A 23,234-nucleotide genomic window follows, 5' to 3' on the forward strand; every position below is an offset into this window, starting at 1 on the left:
TCAAACGGGCCGTAACTGGCCTCTCGATGGGATTCCGGACGGGGGCGGCTACTGAAGCAGCGTCCGGTCGTCCAGGCCGCCCTTGATCTTCTCGAACTCGTGAAGCAGGTCCGGGACGGTCATTGCGCTCTTCTGCGTGCTGTCCAGGTCCAGGATGATCCGGCCTTCGTGCATCATGATGAGCCGCGTTCCCAGATCCAGGGCCTGCTGCATGTTGTGCGTGACCATCAGGGTGGTGAGCTTGTGGCGGGCCACAATCTCCCCGGTGAGGCGTGAAACCAGCGCTGCACGCTGCGGGTCCAGGGCCGCGGTGTGCTCATCCAGGAGCAGGATTTTCGGTTCGCTGAAGGTCGCCATGAGCAGGGACAGCGCCTGGCGCTGGCCGCCGGAGAGCAGGCCGACCTTGGCCTTGAGCCGGTTCTCCAAGCCCAGTTCCAGGGACTTGAGCTCTTCGCGGAAGAGTTCCCGCTTCTTGCCCGAAACGCCCCAGCCCAGGCCGCGGCGCTTGCCGCGCTCGTAGGCAATGGACATGTTCTGTTCGATGCTCAGCTGCGGGGCAGACCCTGCCATGGGGTCCTGGAACACGCGCCCAATGAACTTGGCCCGCTGGTAGTCGGCCAGCTTCGTGACGTCCTTGCCGTCGATCAGCACCGATCCGGTGTCCGGGCGAAGCTTCCCCGAGACCATGTTCAGCAAGGTGGACTTGCCCGCACCGTTGGAACCGATCACCGTGATGAACTCTCCGGCGTGCAGTTCCAGGTCGATTTTCGCCAGCGCCACGCGTTCGTTGACGGTGCCGGCGAAGAAGGTCTTTTGTACGTTGTCGATTTTCAGCATCGTTTTGGCTTTCCTGCTAGCTGGCCGTGGTGACGGTGGATTTGCGCAGGCTGCTGAAGGTGGGCAGCCTGCGGAAGAGTTTCCACTGCGGCAGAATCAGGGCCAGCACCACCAGCACCGCAGAGATCAGCTTCATGTCGTTGGGCTCGAAGCCCAGGTCCAGGGCCAGGGCGATGACGATCCGGTAGACAACCGCGCCCAGGACGACTGCCAGGGTGGAGACCACGATCAGGCGGCTGCCGAAGATGGCCTGGCCGATGATCACCGATGCGAGTCCAACCAGGATGAGGCCGATGCCCATTCCGATGTCCGCGAAGCCCTGGTACTGCGCCACCATGGCACCGCACAGGCCAACGAATCCGTTCGAGAGCGCCAGGCCCAGGATCTTCATCCGGTCGGTGCTGACACCGAAGCTGCTGACCATTTCCTGGTTGTCACCCGTGGCCTGCATGGCCAGGCCGAGGTCGGTGTGGAGGAACCAGTCCAGGAAGAGCTTCACGCCCAGTGCCAGGAGGGCGAACAGCGCAATTGCGACGGCGCCGCCCAGGTACCCGTTTTCACGCAGGGGGGTGATAAGCGTGTCCTCACGGAGCAGGGAGAGATTGGACGTTCCCATGATCCGGAGGTTGATGGAGTACAGGGCAATCATTGTCAGGATGCCGGCCAGCAGGCCGTTGATCTTGCCCTTGGTGTGCAGCAGGCCGGTGACGCAGCCGGCTACCAGGCCGGCTCCGAACGCGGCTGCCGTGGCGGCCAGGGGTGGAACCCCGTTGGTGATGGAAATGGCCGCCACGGCTGCGCCGGTGGTGAAGCTGCCATCCACGGTAAGGTCCGGAAAATCCAGGATCCGGAAGGTGAGGTAAACGCCCAGGGCCATAACGGCGTAGATAAGCCCCAGTTCAACAGCAGTGATCATGGAAGTTCTGTTCCTTACAGCAGGGTGGGAAAGGCAGCTTCGAGGATTACTCGATGACCTTGTCGGCCTTTTCGAGCATCGACTCGGGAATCTCGATGCCCATGTTGGCGGCTGCGGCCTTGTTGACCACGAGCTGCACTTCATCCAGGGTTTCGATGGGCATGGAAGCCGGGTCGGCGTCCTCTTCCAGGATCTTGATGGCCATCAGGCCGGTCTGGTAACCGAGTGCTTCGTAATCGATACCCCAGGTGGCAAGGCCACCGGCTTCGACGGCACCGGCGTCACCGGTGACCAGCGGGATTTTCTTGGTTTCCGCAATCTGGACGACGGAGTCTAGGGCAGCCACAACGTTGTTGTCCGTGGGGATGTAGAAAGCATCCACATCCAGGGACTCGGCAGCCTGCTGTACCTCAGCGGTGTTGCTTACTGCGGCGAGCTTCAGCTCGAGGCCAAGATCCTTTGCGGCTTCCTGGGCCAGTTCGATCTGCACCTCGGAGTTCACTTCACCGGAGCTGTAGACGATTCCCACCGTCTTGGCATCCGGAGTCAGTTCCTTGATCAGTGCCAGCTGGTCTGCAACCGGGTTGAGGTCGCTCGTGCCGGTGAGGTTGGCGCCCGGAGCGTCCCAGGAATCGACGAGTCCGGCTTCTTCCGGTTCGGTGACAGCGGTGATGAGGATCGGAATATCGGTGATGGCCTGTGCAGCGGCCTGTGCCGTCGGCGTGGCGATGGCAAGCACCAGGTCGAGGTCGTCGGAGGCGAACTTCGAGGCGATTGACGTGGCAGTGGCCTGCTCCCCGGCTGCATTCTGCTCGTCGTAGGAGATGTTCTCGCCTTCGGTGTAGCCGTTCTCGGCCAGTGCCCGCTTGAATCCTTCCTTGGCGGAGGTCAGGGCATCGTGCTCCACGATCTGGGTGATCCCGATCTTCACCATGTCCGAATCGCCGCTTGAAGCGGAATCCGAGCCGCAGCCGGTCGCCGCGAGGGATGCACCCAGCAGCAGGGCCCCCAGTGCCCCTGTCTTTGAACGCTTCATCGTTGCCCTTTCAGTGCGCTGCCCGGAGGCGGACGGCGCCGGCCGGGCAGGGTGTCGTGGTGCCGGGCTGGCATCCGTTCCCTGGTTCGGCGTCGTTGCCCGGACCAGTTAGCGGGTGCACTTAAGCGCCGGCTGATTCACTGATACTAACTGTGAGGGCTGTCACATTGTCTAACTGACGGGTTTATGAAGAGACAGATCACCCCGAAGCGGCAATGTTGCAAGGACACGTGGACCCATTGAGTCACCGCGGATAACAGAATGTCTACGCGGCGCTGGCAGGGGAAGGGGCGGGCAGGGACGCAAAAAGTGCCCGTTTCATAAAGATACGGGCACTTTTTGCTAAGCGGCTGCGGGAACGGGTTACCGAACCCCGCCCATCTGCTTCTTGATGGCCGGAGCGCACAGGGCCAGGATGATGCCCAGCACGATCGCGGTGATTCCGAGGAAGGCGAAGTAGCTGACTTCGGTGTCCTCGCTGTAGAACTGTGCCAGCCAGCCCGAGAGCGTGCTGCCCAGTGAGACCGACAGGTAGAACAAAGCAACCATCTGCGTCGGGAAGGCCGCCGGAGCCAGCTTCGTGGCTGCGGAGAGGCCGGTGGGGGACAGGGACAGCTCAGCGAAGGTGAAGAGCAGCAGGATCCCGGCCAGTGCCAGCAGCGGGGTGCTTGCAGGTCCGCCGCCGGAGAACGGGATGAAGGCCAGGAAAGCCAGGCCCATCACTGCCAGTCCCAGGCCGAACTTGACCGGGGTGCCCGGCTGGCGGGTGCCCAGCTTGGTCCACATGCTGGCGAAGACCGCGGCAAACACGATGATGAAGATCGGGTTGATGGACTGGACGAAGCTCGGTGGCATCTCCCAGCCGAAGAGGTTCAGGTTCAGCTTGGTGTCTGCGTACAGCGCCACAACGGTGAACTGCTGCTGGAAGAGTGCCCAGAATGCCGTGCTGGCAACGAACAGGGGCATAAACGAGAACACGCGGCGGCGTTCAATCTGGGTGACGCGCTTGCTGGTAAGGATCACGACGAAGTAGGCGATTGCCGCCAGCAGGGCCAGGGCAGCCATGAGGCCGACAAGGTTCTCGCTGGTGATCAGGCCGAGTGCAATGGCGACGACTACGACGGCGATGGCGGCAGCAAAGATTGCGCCTACCCGGGCAAACTGGCTCTTGGGCAGCGGGTTGGCGACCAGGTGTGCAGACTCGGGCAGGTACTTGCGGGTGGCTGCATACTGAGCCAGGCCGATGGCCATGCCGACTGCGGCCAGGCCGAAACCGATGTGGAAGCCGAAGGCATTCCACATGAGGCCGGTCAGGATGGGGCCCATCAGACCGCCGATGTTGATGCCCATGTAGAAGATCGAGAAACCGGCGTCGCGGCGTTCGTCCTTTTCGTCGTACAGGCTGCCGACCAGGGAGGTGGCGTTCGCCTTCAGGCCGCCGGAGCCAATGGCGATGAGCACGAGGCCGATTGCCAGGCCGGCGTAACCGGGAACGAGGGAAAGGGAAATGTGGCCGATCATGACGATCATGGCCGAGTAGAAGAGGGTCCGCTCCGAACCGAGGATGCGGTCTGCCACCCATGCGCCGGCGATCGAGGAGAGGTAGACACCGCCGCCGTATGCGCCTACGAGACCTGCCGCGACTCCTTCGGACATGCCCAGGCCGCCGTCAGTGACGGAGTAGTACATGTAGTAGAGCAGGATGCCCTGCATGCCGTAGAAGGAAAAGCGTTCCCAGAGCTCAACGCTGAAGAGGTTGGCGAGCATCCGGGGATGACCAAAGAATGCCTTCCGTGCGGGGGGCGCAGGCACGGGGCTGGTAGTGGTGGGGCTTGGACTCATCGTCCAATCGTCCCAAAGCAGCGAACGGCCGGATTGGCCCCAAATGGCGGTTTTTCGTGTGTTTTATAGGATGCGCCGCAAGCATATGTGCTGTTTATCACCGCTAATCCTGCCTTTTTGTCCACATTGTGGACAAAAAGGCTTCCAGTTAAGGCGTCTCCTGTTATTGGGAACCCAGCTGGGCAGCCACCGCCAACAGGTCAGCCTCCGCCCCCGGGCGGCCGATTAGCTGGATGCCCATGGAGAGGCCCTGGGCGGTTTGGTAGGTGGGGACGCTGATGGCTGGCAGGCCGCAGACGTTGACCATGGATGTGAACGGCGAGTACCGGCACTGCCTGGCGTAGTCCTCGTCGGCGTCGCCGGTCCAGTACCAGCCAACGGGGCGCGGCGGCATGGCGACGGTCGGGGTGAGGATCATGTCCCACGCGGCAAACTGACGGATCGTGTCCTCCTCGAAACCACGGAGGATGTCGACGGCGGCGGCCAGCTCAGCTGCAGAGCGCTGAAGGGCGCGGCGGCGCATGGTGGCAGTGAGCGGCGTGAGTTTCTCCTCCGCTTCCCGCGGCAGGGGGATGCTGGCCAGGGGCGCGGTCCACACCATCGCGAAAGCGTCGGGATAGCGCTCGTCGTAATGGACGTCTGCCTCTTCCACCTCATGTCCGGCGCCGGTAAGGGCCAGGATGCCTGCTTCCAGGCCCAGGACCGCCTCCGGGTCAAGCCTGATGTCCAGCCGGGATTCGAAGGGGGAACGGGTGCTGACTCCAATCCGGAACTGCCCCTGCGCCCGGAGTGCGGCGTGGAGGAACGAACCGGCTGCCCGGTCGGCGCTGGTGGCGTGGAAATTGGGTTCGGCGGCCATGGCGTCGAGCAGCAGGGCGGCATCCGCCGCTGTGCGTGCCAGGGGGCCGGCGACGACGAACTGGCCGAGGTCACGCTGTCCGCCGCCGGAGGGGACCCGGCCGCGGTTGGGTTTCAGGCCCACCAGGCCGGTAGCTGCTGCCGGTATCCGCACCGAACCGCCGCCGTCGGTGCCGGGAGCGAAAGGCAGCATTCCCGCCGCAACTGCAGCGGCACTGCCGCCTGAAGATCCGCCGGGACTCAGTGCGGGGCCCAGGGGGTTCCGGGCCGGCGGTGCCACATAATTTTCGCTGTAACTGCTCAGGCCAAACTCCGGCACCTGCGTTTTGCCGAGGCTGATTGCCCCGGCCGCCCGAAGGACTGCCGGCAGGGGGCCGTCCGCCTTGGCCGGAACCGGCGGTACGGCAGTGCTGCCCATGGTCGTGGGGACCCCTGCGACGTCGGTGAGGTCCTTATGGGCCAGGGGCATGCCGTGCAGGATTCCCAGCGGACGGCCGGACGCCAGCGCTTCGTCGGCCTCATGCGCCTGCTTCATTGCAGCATCGGCGGTAATGGTCAGAAAGGAACCGAGGTCGGGGTTCAGCGCCTCGATTCGCCCCAGGAAATACTCCGTGGTTTCACGGGCGGAGACTTCGCCGCTTGCCAGCGCGTCGCGCAGCGTGAGGGCACTGAATGAACCAATTCCCTCTTCGGAGGGCATCCCTGCCCGGGGCTGGACGGCTGGACCTTTGGGCATTGTTACCTCCGGTGCGCGGGGAGCTTTGTTCTCTGGCGGTGCATCCCACTATAGGCTGGGACAAAAGGCAGGAACGCCTGCGCAGCGGGTTGCTTCCGTGCCTAGTCAGACCCGGCAACAGAGACTGCAAGGAAGTGTGAACAAGATGGAAAACGTATCTGTGGACGCTATCGGTGAAGGTGTCCGGGTCCTGGATGTCCGGGAAGACTACGAGTGGGAAGCCGGGCACATCCCCAATGCCGTCCACATTCCCCTGGACCAGCTTCCCGACCGTCTCGACGAGCTGGATCCGGACCAGGACCTCGCTGTCATCTGCCGTTCCGGCGGACGGAGTGCGCGCGCAACACAGTGGCTCGAATCCCACGGCTACTCTGCCCTCAACGTGACCGGCGGTATGGGTGCCTGGCTGGAAGCCGGCCAGGAAATGGTTTCCGAAAACGGCAAAGAACCGACCGTCGTATGAGTCCTGAGGGCATCCCCGGGAACCACAGGCTCCCGGGAACCATGGTTTATACGTATCTGGGACCTGAGGGAACCTTCACTGAAGCGGCGCTGCTCCAGGTGCCCGGCGCCGCCGAGGCAGTGAGAATACCGTCCACAAGCGTCACCTCCGCGCTTGAGATGGTCCGTTCGGGGCACGCCAACGCGGCCGTCGTGCCCATCGAAAACTCGGTGGAGGGCGGAGTAAGCGCCACCCTCGATGCAATTTCAATTGGCCAGCCGCTGCGGATCCTTCGGGAGATCCTTGTGCCCATCACCTTCGTCCTGGCCGTGCGCCCGGGCCTTGAACTGGCTGACATCCGCAAAGTTTCAACGCACAGCCACGCTTGGGCGCAGTGCCGTAACTGGGCGGAACTGAATATTCCGAAAGCGGAATATTTGCCTGCCTCCTCCACCGCAGCTGCCGCCGTGGGGCTGCAGGATGACGCCGCCGGCTTCGATGCTGCGATTTGCGCGCCGCTGGTGGCGTCCCGGCTGGGCCTGAACGTCATTGCCCGGGACATTGGGGACATATCCGACGCCGTGACCCGGTTTATCCTCATCAGCCTTCCGGGGCTGCTGCCGGAGCCCACCGGGGCGGATAAAACCACCGTGGTCATCCCGCTGCCCGAGGACCGTCCCGGAGCCCTGATGGAAATCCTGGACCAGTTCTCCACCCGAGGCGTGAACCTCAGCCGGATTGAGTCCCGGCCAACCGGAGCCTTCCTGGGTGACTACTTCTTCAGCATCGACGCCGACGGGCACGTGTCCGATGCCCGGGTGGCAGACGCTTTGAAGGGACTGCACAGGGTCTCTCCGGAACTGCGCTTCCTCGGCTCATATCCCAGGGCGGACCATCGGCGCGCCCAGGTCCTGCCGCACACCTCCGACGCCGCTTTCGAGGCAGCGGACCAGTGGCTCGAATCCCTGATTAACGGCTGACATGCCCCGCCTGCGCCGCAGCAACTGCGATCACCCCGGTTACACCCGCCTGAGGTGGGGCAAGGGGTTCAGTTACCGCGGCCTGCGCGGCGAGGTGCTGCGGGATCCGGCGGAACTCCGCCGGATCCGGTCGCTGGCCATCCCGCCGGCCTGGGAAGACGTCTGGATCAGCCCCTACGCCAACGGCCACATCCAGGCCACCGGCCAGGACGGTGCGGGGCGCCGGCAGTACATCTACCACCCGCACTGGCGGGAAATGAAGGACCGGGAGAAGTTCGACCGCGCGCTGGAGTTCGCCCAGGCGCTGCCTGCTGCCCGCCGGATCGTGACCAAGCACCTGCGTGCCGAGGGGTGCGGTCCTGAACGGGCCTTCGCGGCTGCCCTGCGGATTGTTGACTCCGGGGCACTGCGGGTCGGCGGCTCGCGCTATGCCGAGATGAACGGGTCCTACGGGACTACGACGCTGCGGGTTGAACACGTCCGGCTGGAAGATACCCGGCTGCTGCTGGACTTCCCAGGTAAAAGCGGTCAGCACTGGCACGTGGAACTTGAGGACGAGGACCTGGTTGCCGCCATGACGCCGATGCTTCAGCGTCCGGATCCGGACACGGCGCTGGCGTACATCGGCGTGGACGGGCAGTGGCACAGCATAGACGCCTCCCAGCTGAACGGGTTTTTGCGCGAAGCGACCGCCGGGGACTTCACCGCCAAGGACTTTCGGACCTGGCAGGCGACAGTCTCCGCTGCCATGGGACTGGCCCGCGCTGCCCGTACGGCTTCCACCAAGCGGGAACAGCAGCAGGCGGTAGCCCAAACCATCCGCGAGGTAGCTGAACGGCTGGGAAACACCCCTGCCGTCGCGCGGAAATCCTACGTCGACCCCCGAGTGGTGGACCGGTTCCTGCACGGGGAAGTAATCCCGGTAGCCGGGTATTCAGCGTCCGAAACCGCAGTGCGGGAACTGCTGGACGGTTAGCGGGAGGCCAAAGCCGCTCAAGCCGGTACCTGCCCGCAGGGCAATATCCCCGGCTTTTATGGTAAGTATGCTTATAGACCACCGGCCATGAAGCCGGCGGGAGAAGCCATCAATGCGAAAGGCGGACCATGAGCGAACACCCGAACGAAGACGAGCAGCTCACCAACCCCAAGCCCAGCGGGCAGGCCAGCGGAGACGATAACTACCGCGGCGACATCGGCGACCAGGGGAACGATCTGCGCTTCGCCGAAGAGCAGGAGCTCATCCGCGAACAGGCCTCCCCGGCATCCGTGAAGCATGATGAAGGCGAGTACACCGACGCGGACGGCCGGAAGCAGCCGCCGTCGTCACGCAACTCCGACGCCGATACCGAAGGCAGCTACACCGACTCCGAGGGCACCCAGGACTAGTTCCTGCGGAACCCGCCGGTTCTGCCGTTTCCGGCGGCAGAACCGGTCACGGTGGCCGGAGCGCGGACCCGGAGGCAGTGCGGGTCCACACTGACCCGGACCCGGGTGGCAGCCCCCGTCAGGTCGCCGTCGAGCTGCGTGATGATCGGTTCCTCGGTACTGACCGTGACCTTCCGTGCCCGGGTGTATTCGATCAGGGACAGCTCGCGGCGGTTCCGGGTTACCACCTTGCCCGCGACTGCCAGCCAGCCAAGGACTGTGCGCGGAGTCAGCACAACGATGTCCAGCATGCCGTCGTCCATGGCGGCCGTCGGGATGAAGTCGATGCCGGCCGGCAGCTTCCCCGTATTGGCAAAGAGCACGCTGCGCACCTTGCGGGTCTTGGGAAGGCCGTCGTCGAGCTGCAGCCGCATCCTGCGCCGCGGTCCGGGCATGAGCCGGACTCCGGCTTCGCTGTACGCCAGCCAGCCCACCCGGCGCTTCAGATCATCTCGGGTAGCGGCGATGACTTCCGCATCCAGTCCAATTCCACCCATCACCAGGAAATTGCTGGCGGAACGGACACCCGTATGGGAGTTATCCAGTTCCATCCGGCCCATGTCGATCCGGCGTTCATTGCCGTGCAGGGCGGCCTGGATGCTTCCGGCAAGATCATTGACCGCCACGCCCAGGTTCCGGGCCAGGAGGTTGCCGGTGCCTAGGGGAAGCAGCCCCATCGCAGCCCGGGAATGGGCCAGTGCCCGCGCCACCTCCCGGACGGTGCCGTCTCCGCCGGCCGCCAGTACGACGTCGGCTCCCGCAGCCAGCGCTTCCTTCGCCTGGTTGAAGCCGGGCGAGTCCACGGTTGTTTCCAAAATCAGCGGCGGTTCCCAGCCAGCCATCTCGCATGCCGCCTCCAGCGCCGCGCCGGCCTCGGCCGCCTGCGCCTTGATCGGGTTGATGACCATCGCCACGCGCTGGTCTGCTGCGGCAACGGGACGCGTGATGCGCCCGGCAGCCGCGTGCCGGCGGTGCCGGCGGGCCGTTACCTGCCACGTGGCAATGGACGCGATTGCTGCGGTGGCCAGCAGCAGGATTACGGCTATTTCAGTGGGCATGGTGGTTTCAGGATAGCCGGGGTGCAGCGTGCGGGCCGGACACAGTGTTTTCGGTACTCTTGAGACGTGATCGATGTAAATGAGCTGCGAGAAAATCCTGAGAAGTTCCGAGCATCCCAGCGCGCACGGCTGGCCGAGCCGGAGCTGGTGGACGCGATCATTTCCGCGGATGCCCGCCGGCGCGAGGCCCGTACCCGCTATGAGACGCTGCGGGCCGAGCAGAATGCCTTTGGCAAACGCGTCGCCCAGGCCATGGGCGAAGAGAAGCAGGCGCTGCTGGCCGAAGTGAAGGAGCTGGCCGCTGCGGTCAAGGCTGCCGGCGCCGAAGCCGACGCTGTGCAGGCTGAGCAGGAAGGGCTGGTCCGCCGCGTTGCCAACGTCGTTGAAGACGGCGTGCCGGCAGGCGGCGAGGATGACTTCACCGTGCTGAAGACCATCGGCAAGCCCCGGGACTTCGAGGCCGAAGGCTTCACTCCCAGGGACCATCTGGAACTGGGTGAGCTGCTCGGTGCGATCGACATGGAGCGCGGTGCCAAGGTGTCCGGCTCCCGTTTCTATTTCCTGCGCGGTGTAGGCGCCCGCCTGGAGCTGGCCCTGCTGCAGATGGCCATGGACCAGGCTGTGAAGGCCGGCTTTGTCCCCATGATCACCCCCACACTGGTCCGTCCCGAGACCATGCAGGGCACCGGATTCGACGTCGCGCACGACGCCGAGATCTACCGTCTCGCCGAAGACGACCTCTACCTGGTGGGAACCTCCGAGGTGCCGCTGGCCGGATACCACGCAGACGAGATCCTTGACCTCAGCAAGGGGCCGGTGCGCTACGCCGGCTGGTCCTCCTGCTACCGCCGCGAGGCCGGTTCCCACGGCAAGGACACGCGCGGAATCATCAGGGTGCACCAGTTCAACAAGGTTGAAATGTTCACCTACACCACCACCGAGGAAGCTGCCGCAGAGCACCAGCGGCTGCTTGCCTGGGAAGAGGAAATGCTCGCGAAGGTGGAGCTGCCCTACCGCGTCATTGAAACGGCGGCCGGAGACCTCGGCATGTCCGCCGCCCGCAAGTATGACTGCGAGGCATGGGTTCCCACCCAGAACGCCTACCGCGAACTGACCTCCACGTCGAACTGCACCACCTTCCAGGCACGCCGGCTGAACATCCGCGAACGCCACGACGGCAAGACCCGCGCCGTCGCCACTCTGAACGGCACCCTGGCGACCACCCGCTGGATCGTGGCCATTCTGGAGCACCACCAGAACCCGGACGGTTCGGTCAACGTTCCCAAGGCGCTGCAGCCCTACCTGGGTGGAATGGAAGTCCTGCCCGTCCAGCAGTAGCTTCCTCCAGCAGGTACGCGCTGCCCCTGCCTTTTTGGCGGGGGCAGTGTGCGTTGAAGGAACAGTTCACCCCCTGTTTGCCCAAAGTGTGAATCGCGTCCTACCGGGATTTACCGGTGTCTGTTTAAATGAGTCGATGACAACTCTCACCTCAGCCGGCATCGAAGACCGGTTCAACTCAGACAGTAAGCACCTCATCGCCCTGGACGTCGACGGAACCCTGGTGGACCACGACGGACACATGTCCCCGAACGTCCGCTCCGCGGCGAAGGACGCCATCGGCGCAGGCCACCACCTGGTCATTTCGACCGGCCGGTCCTTCGGCGCGGCGCTGCCCGTACTCGAGAACATCGGACTGACCGAAGGCTTCACCGTGTGCTCCAACGGCGGCGTGACCCTGCATGTGGACACCTCACTCCCCGACGGCTATGAAATTGTGGACCGGGTGGTTTTCGACCCGCGCCCTGCACTCGATGCCCTGAGGGTGGAACTGCCCACGGCCAAGTTCGCGCTTGAAGACCACGAGGGCCGCTTCCTCTCGACCGAACGCTTCCAGGATGCCAGCTTCGGTGCCGAGGCCAAGGCCGTGGATTTCGAATTCCTGCGTGAATGCAGGGCAGTCCGCGTGGTTGTTTTCAGCACTGACAGCACGGCCGAGGAATTCGGCCAGGCCGTGGAGTCCATCGGGCTGCACGGCGTGACCTACTCCGTGGGCTGGACAGCATGGCTGGACATCGCCGCAGCCGGGGTCACAAAGGCATCCGCGCTGGAGCAGGTCCGCCGCAGGCTGGATATCGATCCGATGCACACCGTGGCCGTCGGCGACGGGCGCAATGACATCGAGATGCTCTCCTGGGCTGCCCGCGGCGTCGCCATGGGCCAGTCGCCCAGCGAGGTTGTCGCCGCTGCCTCCGAGGTCACGGGATCGGTCTATGAAGACGGCGCCGCCGCCGTGCTCCGCAGCCTGATCGCAGCGCGCTGAGTTCCTTACCGCGCTGAGTACGGCAGGGGTGCAGGTGGCAGCGAAGCCGGTCCGGCTACCAGGTCCAGCAGACGGGCCGCCGCCGGACGGGTAGCCCACTCCTCCACCCAATGGGAGCGCACCACTGCCTTGCTGACGGCCTGCGCGGTGATGCCGAGTTCTTCGGCAACGTACTTCTGCTGGCCCCTGGCCCCGGGCGTCATGAGGTCCAGGACCTTCCACTCGGCTGCCGTGCGGCTGGCTACTATCTGGCCAAGCAGGCGCAGGACCGCTTCCGCCTCAGCGGCCACCTCGGCGTCGGGCCCCTCAACCGCAAGCGGAATGCGGTCCCCGGTGCGCTGGGCGCGTTCGACGGCGCGCCGGGCGTACACCAGCCCGAATCCTTCCGCCTCCAGCACCGCGGAGGGCAGCGGCCGGCGGAGTTCGCCGACGCCGATTCCCACGTTCCAGCGCCGGGCGCGGACCGCCACCAGTGCAGCCTCAACGGCAGCCGAAGGGTGGGCCAGGATGCCCTGGGCTTCATCGCCCACGGAACGCTGGAAATCCACGGCAGCAGGAATGTGCCGCAGGGAGCGCAGCAGGTCCGGTACCTGGTCTCCCACCTCGCGGGTGTCCCGCTGGTTGATGGTCAGCACAAAATGCATGGCATCAGCATGCCAGAGCATCCCGCGAATCAACCCATATCGGTTGACCGGGCGTGCCGCGCCCCACGAGATAACAGAAACTGCACGTACCAGCGCTGGTACGTGCAGTTTCTGTTATCTCGATTGGGGAGGAGCTAACCCTTAGTTGTTCTCGGGGCTTGCGTCGACGTCGCGGCCCTGGGGCTCGTCCTCTTCGCTCGCTTCGCCCTGTGCCTTGAAGCGTGCCAGCGAGGCCTCAACCTCAGCCTCGGCTGCTTCGCGGCCTTCCCAGTCAGCGGCCTCTACCCATTTGCCGGGCTCCAGGTCCTTGTACTTGGTGAAGAAGTGCTTGATCTCGTCCAGGAGGAAGTCCGAAACGTCGGAGATGTCCTTGATGTGGTCAAAGCGGGCATCAGTGGGGACGCAGAGAACCTTTGCGTCTCCGCCGCCGTCATCAACCATGTTGAAGACGCCGATCGGGCGGGATTCAACCAGCACACCCGGAATCAGGTCGAAGTCCTGGAGCATCACCATGGCGTCCAGCGGATCGCCGTCCTCACCCAGGGTGTTTTCGAAGTAGCCGTAGTGCGTCGGGTACTGCATGGAGGTGAACAGCACACGGTCCAGGCGCAGGCGGTGCGTCTCATGGTCGATTTCGTACTTGACGCGGGATCCCTTGGGGATCTCGATCGTTACGTCGAGTTTCATAACGGCTCCTTGGGGTGCGGCCCTCGGAAAGGGCCGCTGAAACGGACAGATGGTTCGTGCAAATCGTGAGTGGGCGCAGCCGGAATCCCCGTCCATTTGGGAATGTCCGTTTGGCTCACTGCGCCGGTCTAGTGTTAAAGATATATGTCCCGAGGCCCTGCCGGGTTTTCCGGCACTGGCTGTTGCCTCACAGTGCCTCCCTGCGGACCCGCGGCACAGTATCGAATATACGGACCGAAAAGGAATGGGTGGCTCTTGGCGAGGATCATCTCCGGCGTTGCCCTGGTGCTCGCCTTCGCCGTACTCCTGGTTCCGCTGGCCGTGTATGCCGGTCCGCCCGTGGTGAAGGCTCTTTCGGGTACACCGGCTGAACGGCAGATCGCCGTCCCTTCCTATCAGCGTCCGCCATCCGAACTCACCTCTAATCCCGTGGTCCAGCCCCTGGACCCCGCAGCTCCGCTGCCGGACCCAGCGGCACTGGCAGCGGCGCTCGACGCCGAACTCAGCCTGGCCGGAAGCGGCACCGTCTCAGCGGTGGTGTCCGACGCGCTCACCGGGAACGTGCTCTACGAACGCGACCCGGATGCCGCAGGAATGCCGGCCTCAACACTGAAAATCCTGACGGCGGCTGCCGTGGCAGCAACGCTGGATCCCGGATCCCGGTTTGAAACGACTGTCCACGCCGCACAGTCAGGGGACGAAACGGTGCTTACGCTGCGCGGGGGCGGAGACGTTCTCCTTGGCAGCGGTGCTTCCGATGAAGACGCGGTAGTTGGCCGGGCAGGACTCACCACCCTGGCCAGGGAAGCGCTGCAGGCGATCGGAGACGGCGCCGGTACGGTGCGGGTCCAGGTCGATGACACCCTGTTCTCCGGTCCTGCGCTGTCCCCGGCCTGGAGCGAGGCCGACGTCGAAGCCGGAGAAATTGCGCCGGTCTATTCGCTGGCCGTCAATTCAGCCTGGGTGGATGAGTCGCGGCAGGCCGGCGAACGCACGGATGATGCTGCGCTGGCGGCCGGTGACGCCTTCCGCAATGCGCTGGCCTCGGCCGGGTCCGGCGCCGGAATTACGGTGGCGGGCGGCGTTGAACGCGGGGCGTTGCCTTCCGGGGCCCGTGAAGTGGCCTCCGCCGAGTCTGCCACCGTGGCCGAGCAGATTCAGCAGATGCTCCTGGTCTCAGACAATTACCTGGCCGAAGCCCTGGCCCGTTCAGCTGCTGCCGCCTCCGGGCAGGAGGCGTCCTTCGAGGGGGCAGCGTCAACGGTGGCTGCTGAAGTCTCCAGGCTCGGCGTCGATACCACCGGACTGGCGCTGGCGGATGTATCAGGTCTGGCAGCTGAAAACTCAGTGACGGCGGCCCAGCTTGCCCAGACGGTCCGGAAGGTCCTGACCTCCGGAAACGAAAGCCTGCGACCAGTGTCCCGCGGACTGCCCGTTGCCGGCCTGACCGGCACACTCCAGGGCAGGTACAGTGACGGCGCCGCCGCCGGACTGGTGCGGGCAAAGACCGGCACGCTCAGTGCAGTCACGGCACTGAGCGGATACGTCACCGACGCCGACGGGCGCCTGCTCACCTTTGCCCTGGTGGCCCGGAACCTCGACGGCAACACCGCTGAAGCCCGGGGAGCCGTCGACGCCGCTGCCGCAGTTCTGGCCGGCTGCGGCTGCCGCTGACGGGCCGCGCTGAACCGGAGGATTCAGCCCGGCAGGGACACATTGAACGGTGCCTGTGATCGAATGGAGCAATGGAGAGCAACCAGCACCACCTGAGCACCTCAACCGCCGCCCGCCTGGTGAATTGGGATTTCGCCGCCGCCACGGCAGCCACCCTGGTGGCCCCCGGGCCGAAGCTGAGCCCCCGCGAGATCCAGGCCGCAGTTGCAGACCTGCGCCGGCTCGCTGACGAATCCGTCGCCCACGTCCACCGCATCACCGGGCTGGACGCCGCAGAGGACCTCCGTGACTCCCAGGTCCTGATCGTGGACCGGGCGTCCTGGGCCAAGGCCAACTCGCAGAGTTTCGCTGCCCTGATGAATCCGATGCTCCAGCACCTGGCCGAGACCCGGCCCGAAGCCGTAAATGCGACCAATACGGCCGTGGCGGGCAGGCTCACCGGAGCTGAACTCGGAGCGGTGCTGGCATTCCTGGCCAGCAAGGTACTGGGCCAGTACGATCCTTTTGCCGCGCTGGCTTCGGACGATCCGTCGAAGACCGGTGGACGGCTGCTGCTGGTGGCACCAAACATCATCAGCACCGAACAGGAACTGAATGTTGAGCCTTCCGATTTCCGGCTCTGGGTGTGCCTGCACGAACAGACCCACCGTGTGCAGTTCGCTGCGGCTCCGTGGCTCCGCGACCACCTCCTCGACCAGATTCAGCTGCTGAGCACCGGACTGATGGACAAGGCGCAGAGCCTGCCGGAACGCATCAGCTCCATGGCCAAGCAGCTTTCCGCTGCCGCCTCCGGGCGGGATGAAAGCCCGGACGACGGCGTCCCGGACCGCCAGATGGACGTCCTGACCCTGCTGCAGGACCCGCAGGACAAGGCCCGCCTCTCCCACATCACCGCAGTCATGAGCCTGCTGGAGGGACACGCGAATGTTGTGATGGACGCCGTGGATGCCAGCATCATCCCCAGCGTGAAAACCATCCGCCGGCGTTTCAACGACCGCGGCGTGAACCGCGGCTGGCTGGACAAGTTCTTCCGCCGCGTCATGGGGCTGGACGCGAAGATGCGGCAGTACGCAGATGGCTCCAAATTCGTCCGGGGTGTTGTGGACAAGGTGGGAATGCCCGGCTTCAACCGTGTGTGGGAGCAGGCAGGGAACCTGCCCACCGAGGCAGAAATCCACAACCCGGATCTCTGGATCAAGCGGATGGGACTCTAGGCACTTCGTGAGCGATACACACCCCCTCGTACCGGCCGCACGCGCCCGCAGGCGGCTGAACCCGACCCTCGGCAAGGCCCGCGCCATGCTGCGGGATTTCCTTCGTGACGCCGGCCTCCCGCCGCAGCGCAGCAACCCCCATGTGCTGCTGGTAGCCTGCAGCGGCGGTCCCGATTCCCTCGCACTGGCGGAGGCGGCGTCGTTCTTCAACCGCCGGGGCGACTACACCGTAGGCGCCGCCGTGGTGGACCACGGACTCCAGCCCGGCTCGGCAGAGATTGCTGAGGCCGCCGCCGGGAAACTGCGGGGTATGGGCCTGAGCCCGGTCACCGTGCGCCGCGTCCAGGTTCCGGAATCCGGGATGGGCCCGGAAGCTGCTGCCCGCACTGTCCGCTATGAAGCGCTGGACGCGGCAGCGGAAGAGGCCGGTGCAGACGCCGTGCTGCTCGGCCACACCCTGGATGACCAGGCGGAGCAGGTGCTGCTGGGCCTTGCCCGCGGCTCCGGGACACGCTCCCTGGCCGGCATGCCCGCAAGACGCGGAATCTACCTGCGCCCCTTCCTGGGCCTGCGGCGGGAGGAAGTGGAGGAGATCTGCGCCGCCCAGGGCCTGGAACCCTGGCACGACCCGACCAACGCGGATCCTGCCTTTGCCCGCTCGCGCGTCCGGACCTCCGTGCTGCCCTTCCTGGAGAACGAACTGGGCCCTGGAATCGCCGAGGCCCTGTTCCGCAGCTCCCGGATCCTGGCCCAGGACGCCGATTTCCTGGATGCGCAGGCAGCCCGGACCTATGCGCGGCTCCGCGCTGAAGCGGCCCAAACGCCCGGAACCGACGGGCCCGCGGAGACTGAAACCCCGGCTGCGGGGGGCGGGCCGGAAGAGATCCTGCTCTCAGAGGAGTCCCTGCGGGACCTGCCTCCGGCAATGCGCCAGCGGGTCCTGGCACTCGCGGCCGCAGAGCTCGGAGCGGCCCGCCCCAGCTGGGAACGGGTGCGCGCGGTAGAGTCCCTGCTGCGGCGGGAAGGGTCCGCAGGGCCGGTCCAGCTGGCCGGCAAGGTGAGCGCTTACCGGCAGGTGCGCGGGAAGCCGGTTCCCCAAGGCGGCCCAAGCTATGGCAATCTTGTTTTTAGGAAAAAGAGCAGCGCCTAAGTCCAGCTGCAACATCTCGTACCCGGGAGCCATTCGTGGATTCACACGACGTCCAGTCAGACCTCAAACACGTTCTTTACACCAAGGAACAGATTGCCGAGCGGATCAAGGAACTGGCGGCGGAGATTGACCGCGACTACGCCGGACGCGACATCCTGCTTGTCGGCGTCCTCAAGGGTGCTGTGATGGTCATGGCTGATCTGTCCCGCGCCCTGCACAGCCACGTCTCGATGGACTGGATGGCAGTGTCCTCCTACGGCTCCGGAACCCAGTCTTCCGGCGTCGTCCGGATCCTCAAGGATCTTGAGACCGACCTGCTGGGCAAGCATGTGCTGATCGTCGAAGACATCATTGACTCCGGCCTGACCCTGTCCTGGCTGCGCACCAACCTCGAGTCCCGCGGACCGGCCAGCGTTGAAATCTGCACGCTGCTGCGCAAGCCCGACGCCGCGAAGGTCCAGATCGACGTCAAGTACGTCGGCTACGAGATCCCGAACGAATTCGTGGTCGGCTACGGCCTGGACTTCGCCGAGAGGTACCGCAACCTGGACTTCATCGGCACGCTGGCACCGCACGTTTACGAATAAAGCCGGAACCCAATTCCGCGGACCCGCTGGTTCCCGCACCGTCCACCGGTATCCTCCGGTGGACGGCCGCGGGACCAGCGGGTTTTTCACACCTCCGCCGGCATGAGTGGAATCACGCTTCCCGGATACGCCCTGAGGGAACTAAAGCGCCCTTTGGGCCGTGTGTTTCTTGAAGACGGTGTATAGCTAGACATTGCTAGCCAACGAATTTTCGCGCAGTATCAGCGTTGTTGATCAGGAGGGACGGGGCATCTGCCCTGACGACGAATGAAATCCAAGAACTTCTTCAAGGGACCGATCATTTGGATCGTGCTGGCTCTTGCCGCACTGCTGATCATCCTTCCCAACCTTGCCCCCTCCGGCGCTGCCCAGGTTGACACGAACGTGGGCCTGCAGCTGCTGCAGGACAACAAGGTGGAACAGGCGAAGATCTACGACGGCGAGCAGCGGGTGGACCTGACGCTGCGGGAACCGTATGAGGACAAGGGCGAGAACGTCCAGTTCTTCTTCGGCACCGCACGCGGCGAGGACATCGTCGAGGCCGTGAACAACTCCGACGTTGACGGCTTTACCGACCAGCCTGTCCAGACCAACTGGTTCACCAGCTTCCTGGGCCTCTTCCTGCCCATCCTCATCCTCGGCGCGATCTTCTGGTTCCTGCTCACCCGCATGCAGGGCGGCGGCTCCAAGGTCATGCAGTTCGGCAAGTCCAAGGCCAAGCTGACGAACAAGGACATGCCCCAGGTGACGTTCGCCGATGTTGCCGGCGCTGACGAAGCGGTGGAGGAACTCCACGAAATCAAGGAATTCCTGAAGGAACCCGCCAAGTTCCAGGCCGTGGGTGCCAAGATCCCCAAGGGCGTTCTGCTCTACGGCCCTCCCGGCACCGGCAAGACGCTGCTGGCCCGGGCCGTCGCCGGAGAGGCGGGCGTGCCGTTCTACTCGATTTCCGGTTCGGACTTCGTGGAGATGTTCGTCGGTGTGGGTGCTTCCCGCGTCCGCGACCTTTTCGAACAGGCCAAGAACAACGCCCCTGCCATCATCTTCGTCGACGAGATCGACGCCGTCGGCCGTCACCGCGGTGCCGGCGTGGGCGGCGGCAACGACGAACGTGAACAGACCCTGAACCAGCTGCTGGTTGAGATGGACGGCTTCGACGGCAACACGAACGTCATCCTGATCGCCGCCACCAACCGTCCGGACGTCCTGGACCCGGCGCTGCTGCGCCCGGGCCGGTTCGACCGCCAGATTGGCGTTGAGGCACCGGACATGCAGGGCCGCCTGCACATCCTGCAGGTCCATGCCAAGGGCAAGCCGATGGCTCCCGGCATCGACCTGGAGACCGTGGCCCGCAAGACCCCGGGTTTCACCGGTGCGGACCTGGCGAACGTGCTGAACGAAGCTGCCCTGCTTACGGCGCGCTCGAATGCGCAGCTGATTGACGACCGCGCGCTGGACGAGGCAATCGACCGTGTCATCGCCGGCCCGCAGAAGCGCAGCCGCGTCATGAAGGAACTGGAGCGCAAGATCACCGCGTACCACGAGGGCGGGCACGCCCTGGTTGCTGCTGCCCTGCGCAATACCGACCCGGTCACGAAGGTGACCATCCTTCCGCGCGGCCGGGCACTGGGCTACACGATGGTGCTGCCGCAGGATGACAAGTATTCGGTCACCCGCAACGAACTCCTGGACCAGCTGGCCTACGCCATGGGCGGCCGTGTGGCAGAGGAAATCGTCTTCCACGATCCGTCCACGGGTGCTTCCAATGACATTGAGAAGGCCACCTCCACGGCCCGCAAGATGGTTACCCAGTACGGAATGAGCGAGCGGATTGGTTCCGTGAAGCTCGGCTCCGGCGGCGGCGAGCCGTTCCTGGGCCGGGACATGGGCCAGGAACGCAACTACTCCGACCAGGTGGCGTACGTGGTGGATGAGGAAGTCCGGCGCCTGCTGGACAACGCCCACGACGAGGCGTACCAGATCCTCACCGAAAACAGGGATGTGCTGGACCGCCTGGCGCTTGAACTGCTGGAGCGCGAGACCCTGAACCAGCAGGAGATCGCCGAAGTGTTCCGCGACGTGCGCAAGCGCGATGTCCGTGAAGTGTGGCTCTCCAAGCCCACCCGCCCGGTGCATGACATTCCCCCGGTGGTCTCCCCGCGCGAACGCGAAGAGGCTGCAGCTGCCGGTGAACCGAACCCGGACACCGTGGCTCCGCAGGACCAGATTGCCGACGCCGATCTCCCGCAGGACTTCGACGTCTCCGGCAACGGGCTCCCGGAGCCTGAGAACAGCGGACGCGGAAGCCACACCGGCTCCGCAAACCACGAATAACCGCAGGACAGACGGCCGGAGCAGCATGCTCCGGCCGTCCGCCCGTCTCCGACGTCCACGGTAGGATCGTGCAGTGACGGATTTCGACGACGAACTGACTATGGCTGAGCTCAACGGGGCGGCCTCTGAAGTGGACCAGCCCCGCATTGAGCGCGCGGTGCGTGAAATTCTCCTGGCTATTGGAGAAGATCCGGATCGTGACGGCCTCAAGGAGACTCCTGCCCGGGTGGCCAAGTCCTACGCGGAAATCTTCGCCGGACTGCACCAGAGCCCCTCGGACCTGCTTGCCACCACCTTCGACCTGGACCATGAGGAAATGGTGCTGGTGAAGGACATCCCGTTCTACTCCACCTGCGAGCACCACCTGGTTCCCTTCCACGGTTCAGCGCACATCGGCTACATTCCGTCCCACGACGGCAAGGTCACCGGGCTGAGCAAGCTGGCCCGCCTGGTGGATGTGTACGCCCGCCGTCCCCAGGTCCAGGAACGCCTCACCACCCAGATCGTGGACGCGCTGATGGAGAACCTGCAGCCGGTTGGAGCGATCGTCGTCATTGAATGTGAACACCTCTGCATGTCCATGCGCGGCGTGCGCAAGCCCGGTGCCAAGACGGTTACCTCGGCAGTGCGCGGCCAGCTCCGCGAGACCGCCACGCGTGCAGAAGCAATGAGCCTCATACTCGGACGATAGGACGACTCGATGGATTCGCTAGCTGCCACCCCCGGAACCGGGCCCGCCACCAACCCGCTGCCGGTGATTCGTCCCGGTGCCAAGAAGCGGCGCTTCGAGGATCTCCCCACCGGGCGCACCCTGGTCATGGGGATCCTGAACGTGACCCCGGATTCCTTTAGTGACGGCGGCGAACACGCCACCACTGACGCAGCCATCCGTGCGGGCCTGAAATTGCACTACGACGGCGCGGACATCATTGACGTCGGCGGTGAATCCACCCGACCGGACGCCGAGCGGATCACAGCCGAAGAAGAACAGCGGCGGATCCTGCCTGTGGTGGAAGCTCTGGTGAAGGCCGGTGCGCTGATCAGCGTGGACACTATGAATGCCTCCACCGCCCAGAAGGCCATCGAAGCCGGGGCGGGACTGATCAATGACGTGTCCGGGCTGGAACTTGACCCGGAGATGCCTGAGCTCATTGCCCGCACCAAGGTGCCGTACGTGCTGATGCACAGCCGCGGAAGCGTCCGCACCCAGGACCCCAAGGCAAACTACGACGACGTCGTCGAAGACGTGATTACCGAGCTCACCGCGCTGCGGGACCGGTTCTACGAAGCCGGAGTGGCTCCCGAGCAGATCATCCTGGATCCGGGGCTGGGCTTCGCCAAGAACGCCGAGCATGACTGGGCGCTGCTGCGCAACGTTGACCGGCTAACCGTGCTCGGCCACCGCGTCCTCGTCGGTGCCTCCCGGAAGCGTTTCCTGGGCTCGCTCCTCACCACTGCCGGAAAGGCGGCACCGCCCGCCGAACGCGACAACGCGACGCTTGCCACCACGGCGCTGGCAGCGAGCCAGGGTGTCTGGGCGGTCCGTGTGCACGATGTCGCTGCCAACGTGGACGCGGTCAAGGTCGCGGCTGCCTGGCAGGGCTAGCCGTGGCTGACACAGCAGGCTCCCCTGCACTGCGTGACCGGATCAGGCTCTCCGGCCTGCGGGCCACCGGTTACCACGGCGTTTTTGAGCACGAGCGGCGCGACGGGCAGGAATTCACGGTCGACCTGGTCCTCTACACGGACCTCCGCCCCGCCGCCGCAGCGGACGATCTCACCCTGACGGCGCACTACGGTGAACTGGCCGAGCAGGTCTGCGCGATCATCGCCGGTGACCCGGTCAACCTGATCGAAACGCTGGCGGAACGGATCGCTGCCGCGGTGCTGGCCGGATTCAGTGTGGTCGACGCCGTTGACGTCACGGTCCACAAGCCGCACGCACCGATCACGGTGCCCTTCGCCGACGTCGAAATCCAGATCCACCGGGAACGCGCATGAACGCCGTTCGCACAGTCCTGGCGCTGGGCAGCAACCTGGGTGAATCCCGCAGCACGCTCGCCGACGCCGTCGCCGCCCTCGCGGACCACCCCGCGATGAAGCTCGTGGCCGTTTCTCCCGTGGCCCGGACCCGCCCGGTTGGCGGACCGGAAGGCCAGCCGGACTACCTGAACCTGGTGGCTGAGTTCGAAACCACGCTGGATGCCCACAGCCTGCTGGACCACTGCCACGAAGTGGAGAACAGGCACCACCGCACCCGCGAGGTGCGCTGGGGGCCCCGTACGCTGGACGTGGACATCATCACCTACGGGGACCAGCGCATTTCCGACGACGTGCTCACCGTTCCGCACCCGCGGGCCGCCCAGCGCGCCTTTGTGCTTCAGCCCTGGGCATGGATGGACCCGGAGGCAGTGCTGGAGGGTGTTCCGGTGGCAGAATTGGCTGCCCGGGCCGCAGACCTTCCCGGGCTAGAGCTCTTCGAGGGGGAGTGAGG

General features: G+C 65.1%; 23 protein-coding genes. 15 read left to right on the top strand and 8 right to left on the bottom strand.

Annotated elements, in window-relative coordinates; translation table 11 throughout:
• Positions 1–48 precede the first annotated feature (48 nt).
• The 5 genes from AO716_RS08630 to AO716_RS08650 form a co-directional block, all read right to left on the bottom strand.
• The gene (locus AO716_RS08630) at positions 49–837 is read right to left on the bottom strand and encodes an ABC transporter ATP-binding protein (RefSeq protein WP_055240509.1); all 789 of its coding nucleotides are present in this window, start codon (positions 835–837) and stop codon (positions 49–51) included.
• Between the two features lie 16 nt (positions 838–853).
• Positions 854–1,753 (bottom strand): ABC transporter permease, encoded by a 900-nt coding sequence (locus tag AO716_RS08635; protein ID WP_055240510.1) that lies wholly within the window; start codon positions 1,751–1,753, stop codon positions 854–856.
• Between the two features lie 46 nt (positions 1,754–1,799).
• Positions 1,800–2,789 carry an ABC transporter substrate-binding protein gene (locus AO716_RS08640; RefSeq protein ID WP_055240511.1) on the bottom strand — a complete coding sequence of 330 codons (990 nt, stop codon included), beginning with the start codon at positions 2,787–2,789 and terminating at the stop codon, positions 1,800–1,802.
• A 363-nt stretch (positions 2,790–3,152) separates the two neighbouring features.
• Positions 3,153–4,631 (bottom strand): peptide MFS transporter, encoded by a 1,479-nt coding sequence (locus tag AO716_RS08645; protein ID WP_055240512.1) that lies wholly within the window; start codon positions 4,629–4,631, stop codon positions 3,153–3,155.
• A 163-nt stretch (positions 4,632–4,794) separates the two neighbouring features.
• A complete protein-coding gene (locus AO716_RS08650; RefSeq protein WP_414826578.1) occupies positions 4,795–6,225 on the bottom strand; it encodes an amidase in 1,431 nt (476 codons plus the stop codon).
• Positions 6,226–6,370: 145 nt separating this feature from the next.
• On the opposite strand from AO716_RS08650, the gene AO716_RS08655 reads away from it, so the two are divergent.
• The 4 genes from AO716_RS08655 to AO716_RS08670 all read left to right on the top strand — a co-directional run bounded on the left by AO716_RS08655 (position 6,371) and on the right by AO716_RS08670 (position 9,033).
• Complete coding sequence (locus tag AO716_RS08655; protein ID WP_082413594.1) at positions 6,371–6,688, top strand: rhodanese-like domain-containing protein; 318 nt, start codon at positions 6,371–6,373, stop codon at positions 6,686–6,688.
• Complete coding sequence (pheA, locus tag AO716_RS08660; protein ID WP_235472041.1) at positions 6,685–7,647, top strand: prephenate dehydratase; 963 nt, start codon at positions 6,685–6,687, stop codon at positions 7,645–7,647. The genes AO716_RS08655 and pheA overlap by 4 nt, the downstream gene beginning before the upstream one ends.
• A 1-nt stretch (position 7,648) precedes the next feature.
• Positions 7,649–8,623 (top strand): DNA topoisomerase IB, encoded by a 975-nt coding sequence (locus tag AO716_RS08665; RefSeq protein WP_055240514.1) that lies wholly within the window; start codon positions 7,649–7,651, stop codon positions 8,621–8,623.
• A gap of 128 nt (positions 8,624–8,751) precedes the next feature.
• Positions 8,752–9,033 (top strand): hypothetical protein, encoded by a 282-nt coding sequence (locus tag AO716_RS08670; RefSeq protein WP_055240515.1) that lies wholly within the window; start codon positions 8,752–8,754, stop codon positions 9,031–9,033.
• On the opposite strand, the gene AO716_RS08675 is transcribed toward AO716_RS08670, so the two are convergent.
• Positions 9,030–10,130 carry a diacylglycerol/lipid kinase family protein gene (locus AO716_RS08675; protein WP_055240516.1) on the bottom strand — a complete coding sequence of 367 codons (1,101 nt, stop codon included), beginning with the start codon at positions 10,128–10,130 and terminating at the stop codon, positions 9,030–9,032. The two genes, AO716_RS08670 and AO716_RS08675, sit on opposite strands and share 4 nt — an antisense overlap.
• 66 nt (positions 10,131–10,196) lie before the next feature.
• Between AO716_RS08675 and serS the strand changes: the two genes are divergently transcribed.
• Positions 10,197–11,468, top strand: a complete 1,272-nt coding sequence (serS, locus tag AO716_RS08680) for a serine--tRNA ligase (protein ID WP_055240517.1) — start codon at positions 10,197–10,199, stop codon at positions 11,466–11,468.
• A 136-nt stretch (positions 11,469–11,604) separates the two neighbouring features.
• A complete protein-coding gene (locus tag AO716_RS08685) occupies positions 11,605–12,450 on the top strand; it encodes an HAD family hydrolase (RefSeq protein ID WP_055240518.1) in 846 nt (281 codons plus the stop codon).
• Positions 12,451–12,455: 5 nt separating this feature from the next.
• On the opposite strand, the gene AO716_RS08690 is transcribed toward AO716_RS08685, so the two are convergent.
• Positions 12,456–13,115, bottom strand: coding sequence for a hypothetical protein (locus AO716_RS08690; protein WP_229780378.1), 660 nt, complete (start codon positions 13,113–13,115; stop codon positions 12,456–12,458).
• 120 nt (positions 13,116–13,235) lie between these two features.
• Positions 13,236–13,781 (bottom strand): inorganic diphosphatase, encoded by a 546-nt coding sequence (locus AO716_RS08695; RefSeq protein WP_055240519.1) that lies wholly within the window; start codon positions 13,779–13,781, stop codon positions 13,236–13,238.
• Positions 13,782–14,036: 255 nt separating this feature from the next.
• On the opposite strand from AO716_RS08695, the gene dacB reads away from it, so the two are divergent.
• The 9 genes from dacB to folK all read left to right on the top strand — a co-directional run bounded on the left by dacB (position 14,037) and on the right by folK (position 23,232).
• Positions 14,037–15,455, top strand: coding sequence for a D-alanyl-D-alanine carboxypeptidase/D-alanyl-D-alanine-endopeptidase (dacB, locus tag AO716_RS08700; protein ID WP_055240520.1), 1,419 nt, complete (start codon positions 14,037–14,039; stop codon positions 15,453–15,455).
• Positions 15,456–15,526: 71 nt separating this feature from the next.
• The gene (locus AO716_RS08705) at positions 15,527–16,669 is read left to right on the top strand and encodes a zinc-dependent metalloprotease (protein ID WP_055240521.1); all 1,143 of its coding nucleotides are present in this window, start codon (positions 15,527–15,529) and stop codon (positions 16,667–16,669) included.
• Positions 16,670–16,754: 85 nt separating this feature from the next.
• Positions 16,755–17,819 carry a tRNA lysidine(34) synthetase TilS gene (tilS, locus tag AO716_RS08710; RefSeq protein ID WP_082413443.1) on the top strand — a complete coding sequence of 355 codons (1,065 nt, stop codon included), beginning with the start codon at positions 16,755–16,757 and terminating at the stop codon, positions 17,817–17,819.
• Between the two features lie 35 nt (positions 17,820–17,854).
• The gene (gene hpt, locus AO716_RS08715; RefSeq protein ID WP_055240523.1) at positions 17,855–18,406 is read left to right on the top strand and encodes a hypoxanthine phosphoribosyltransferase; all 552 of its coding nucleotides are present in this window, start codon (positions 17,855–17,857) and stop codon (positions 18,404–18,406) included.
• 267 nt (positions 18,407–18,673) lie between these two features.
• Positions 18,674–20,740, top strand: a complete 2,067-nt coding sequence (gene ftsH / locus AO716_RS08720; RefSeq protein ID WP_055240524.1) for an ATP-dependent zinc metalloprotease FtsH — start codon at positions 18,674–18,676, stop codon at positions 20,738–20,740.
• Between the two features lie 73 nt (positions 20,741–20,813).
• Entirely contained in the window at positions 20,814–21,431 is a 618-nt protein-coding gene (gene folE / locus AO716_RS08725) for a GTP cyclohydrolase I FolE (RefSeq protein ID WP_404320977.1), read from the top strand.
• Positions 21,432–21,440: 9 nt separating this feature from the next.
• Positions 21,441–22,346: a dihydropteroate synthase gene (gene folP / locus AO716_RS08730; protein WP_055240525.1), complete on the top strand. Its 906-nt coding sequence runs from the start codon at positions 21,441–21,443 to the stop codon at positions 22,344–22,346.
• A gap of 2 nt (positions 22,347–22,348) precedes the next feature.
• The gene (folB, locus tag AO716_RS08735) at positions 22,349–22,741 is read left to right on the top strand and encodes a dihydroneopterin aldolase (RefSeq protein WP_235472042.1); all 393 of its coding nucleotides are present in this window, start codon (positions 22,349–22,351) and stop codon (positions 22,739–22,741) included.
• The gene (gene folK, locus AO716_RS08740) at positions 22,738–23,232 is read left to right on the top strand and encodes a 2-amino-4-hydroxy-6-hydroxymethyldihydropteridine diphosphokinase (RefSeq protein WP_055240526.1); all 495 of its coding nucleotides are present in this window, start codon (positions 22,738–22,740) and stop codon (positions 23,230–23,232) included. The genes folB and folK overlap by 4 nt, the downstream gene beginning before the upstream one ends.
• The last annotated feature ends 2 nt before the right edge of the window (positions 23,233–23,234 follow it).

The sequence above is a fragment of the Arthrobacter sp. Edens01 genome (assembly GCF_001307035.1).
Classification (GTDB): domain Bacteria; phylum Actinomycetota; class Actinomycetes; order Actinomycetales; family Micrococcaceae; genus Arthrobacter_B.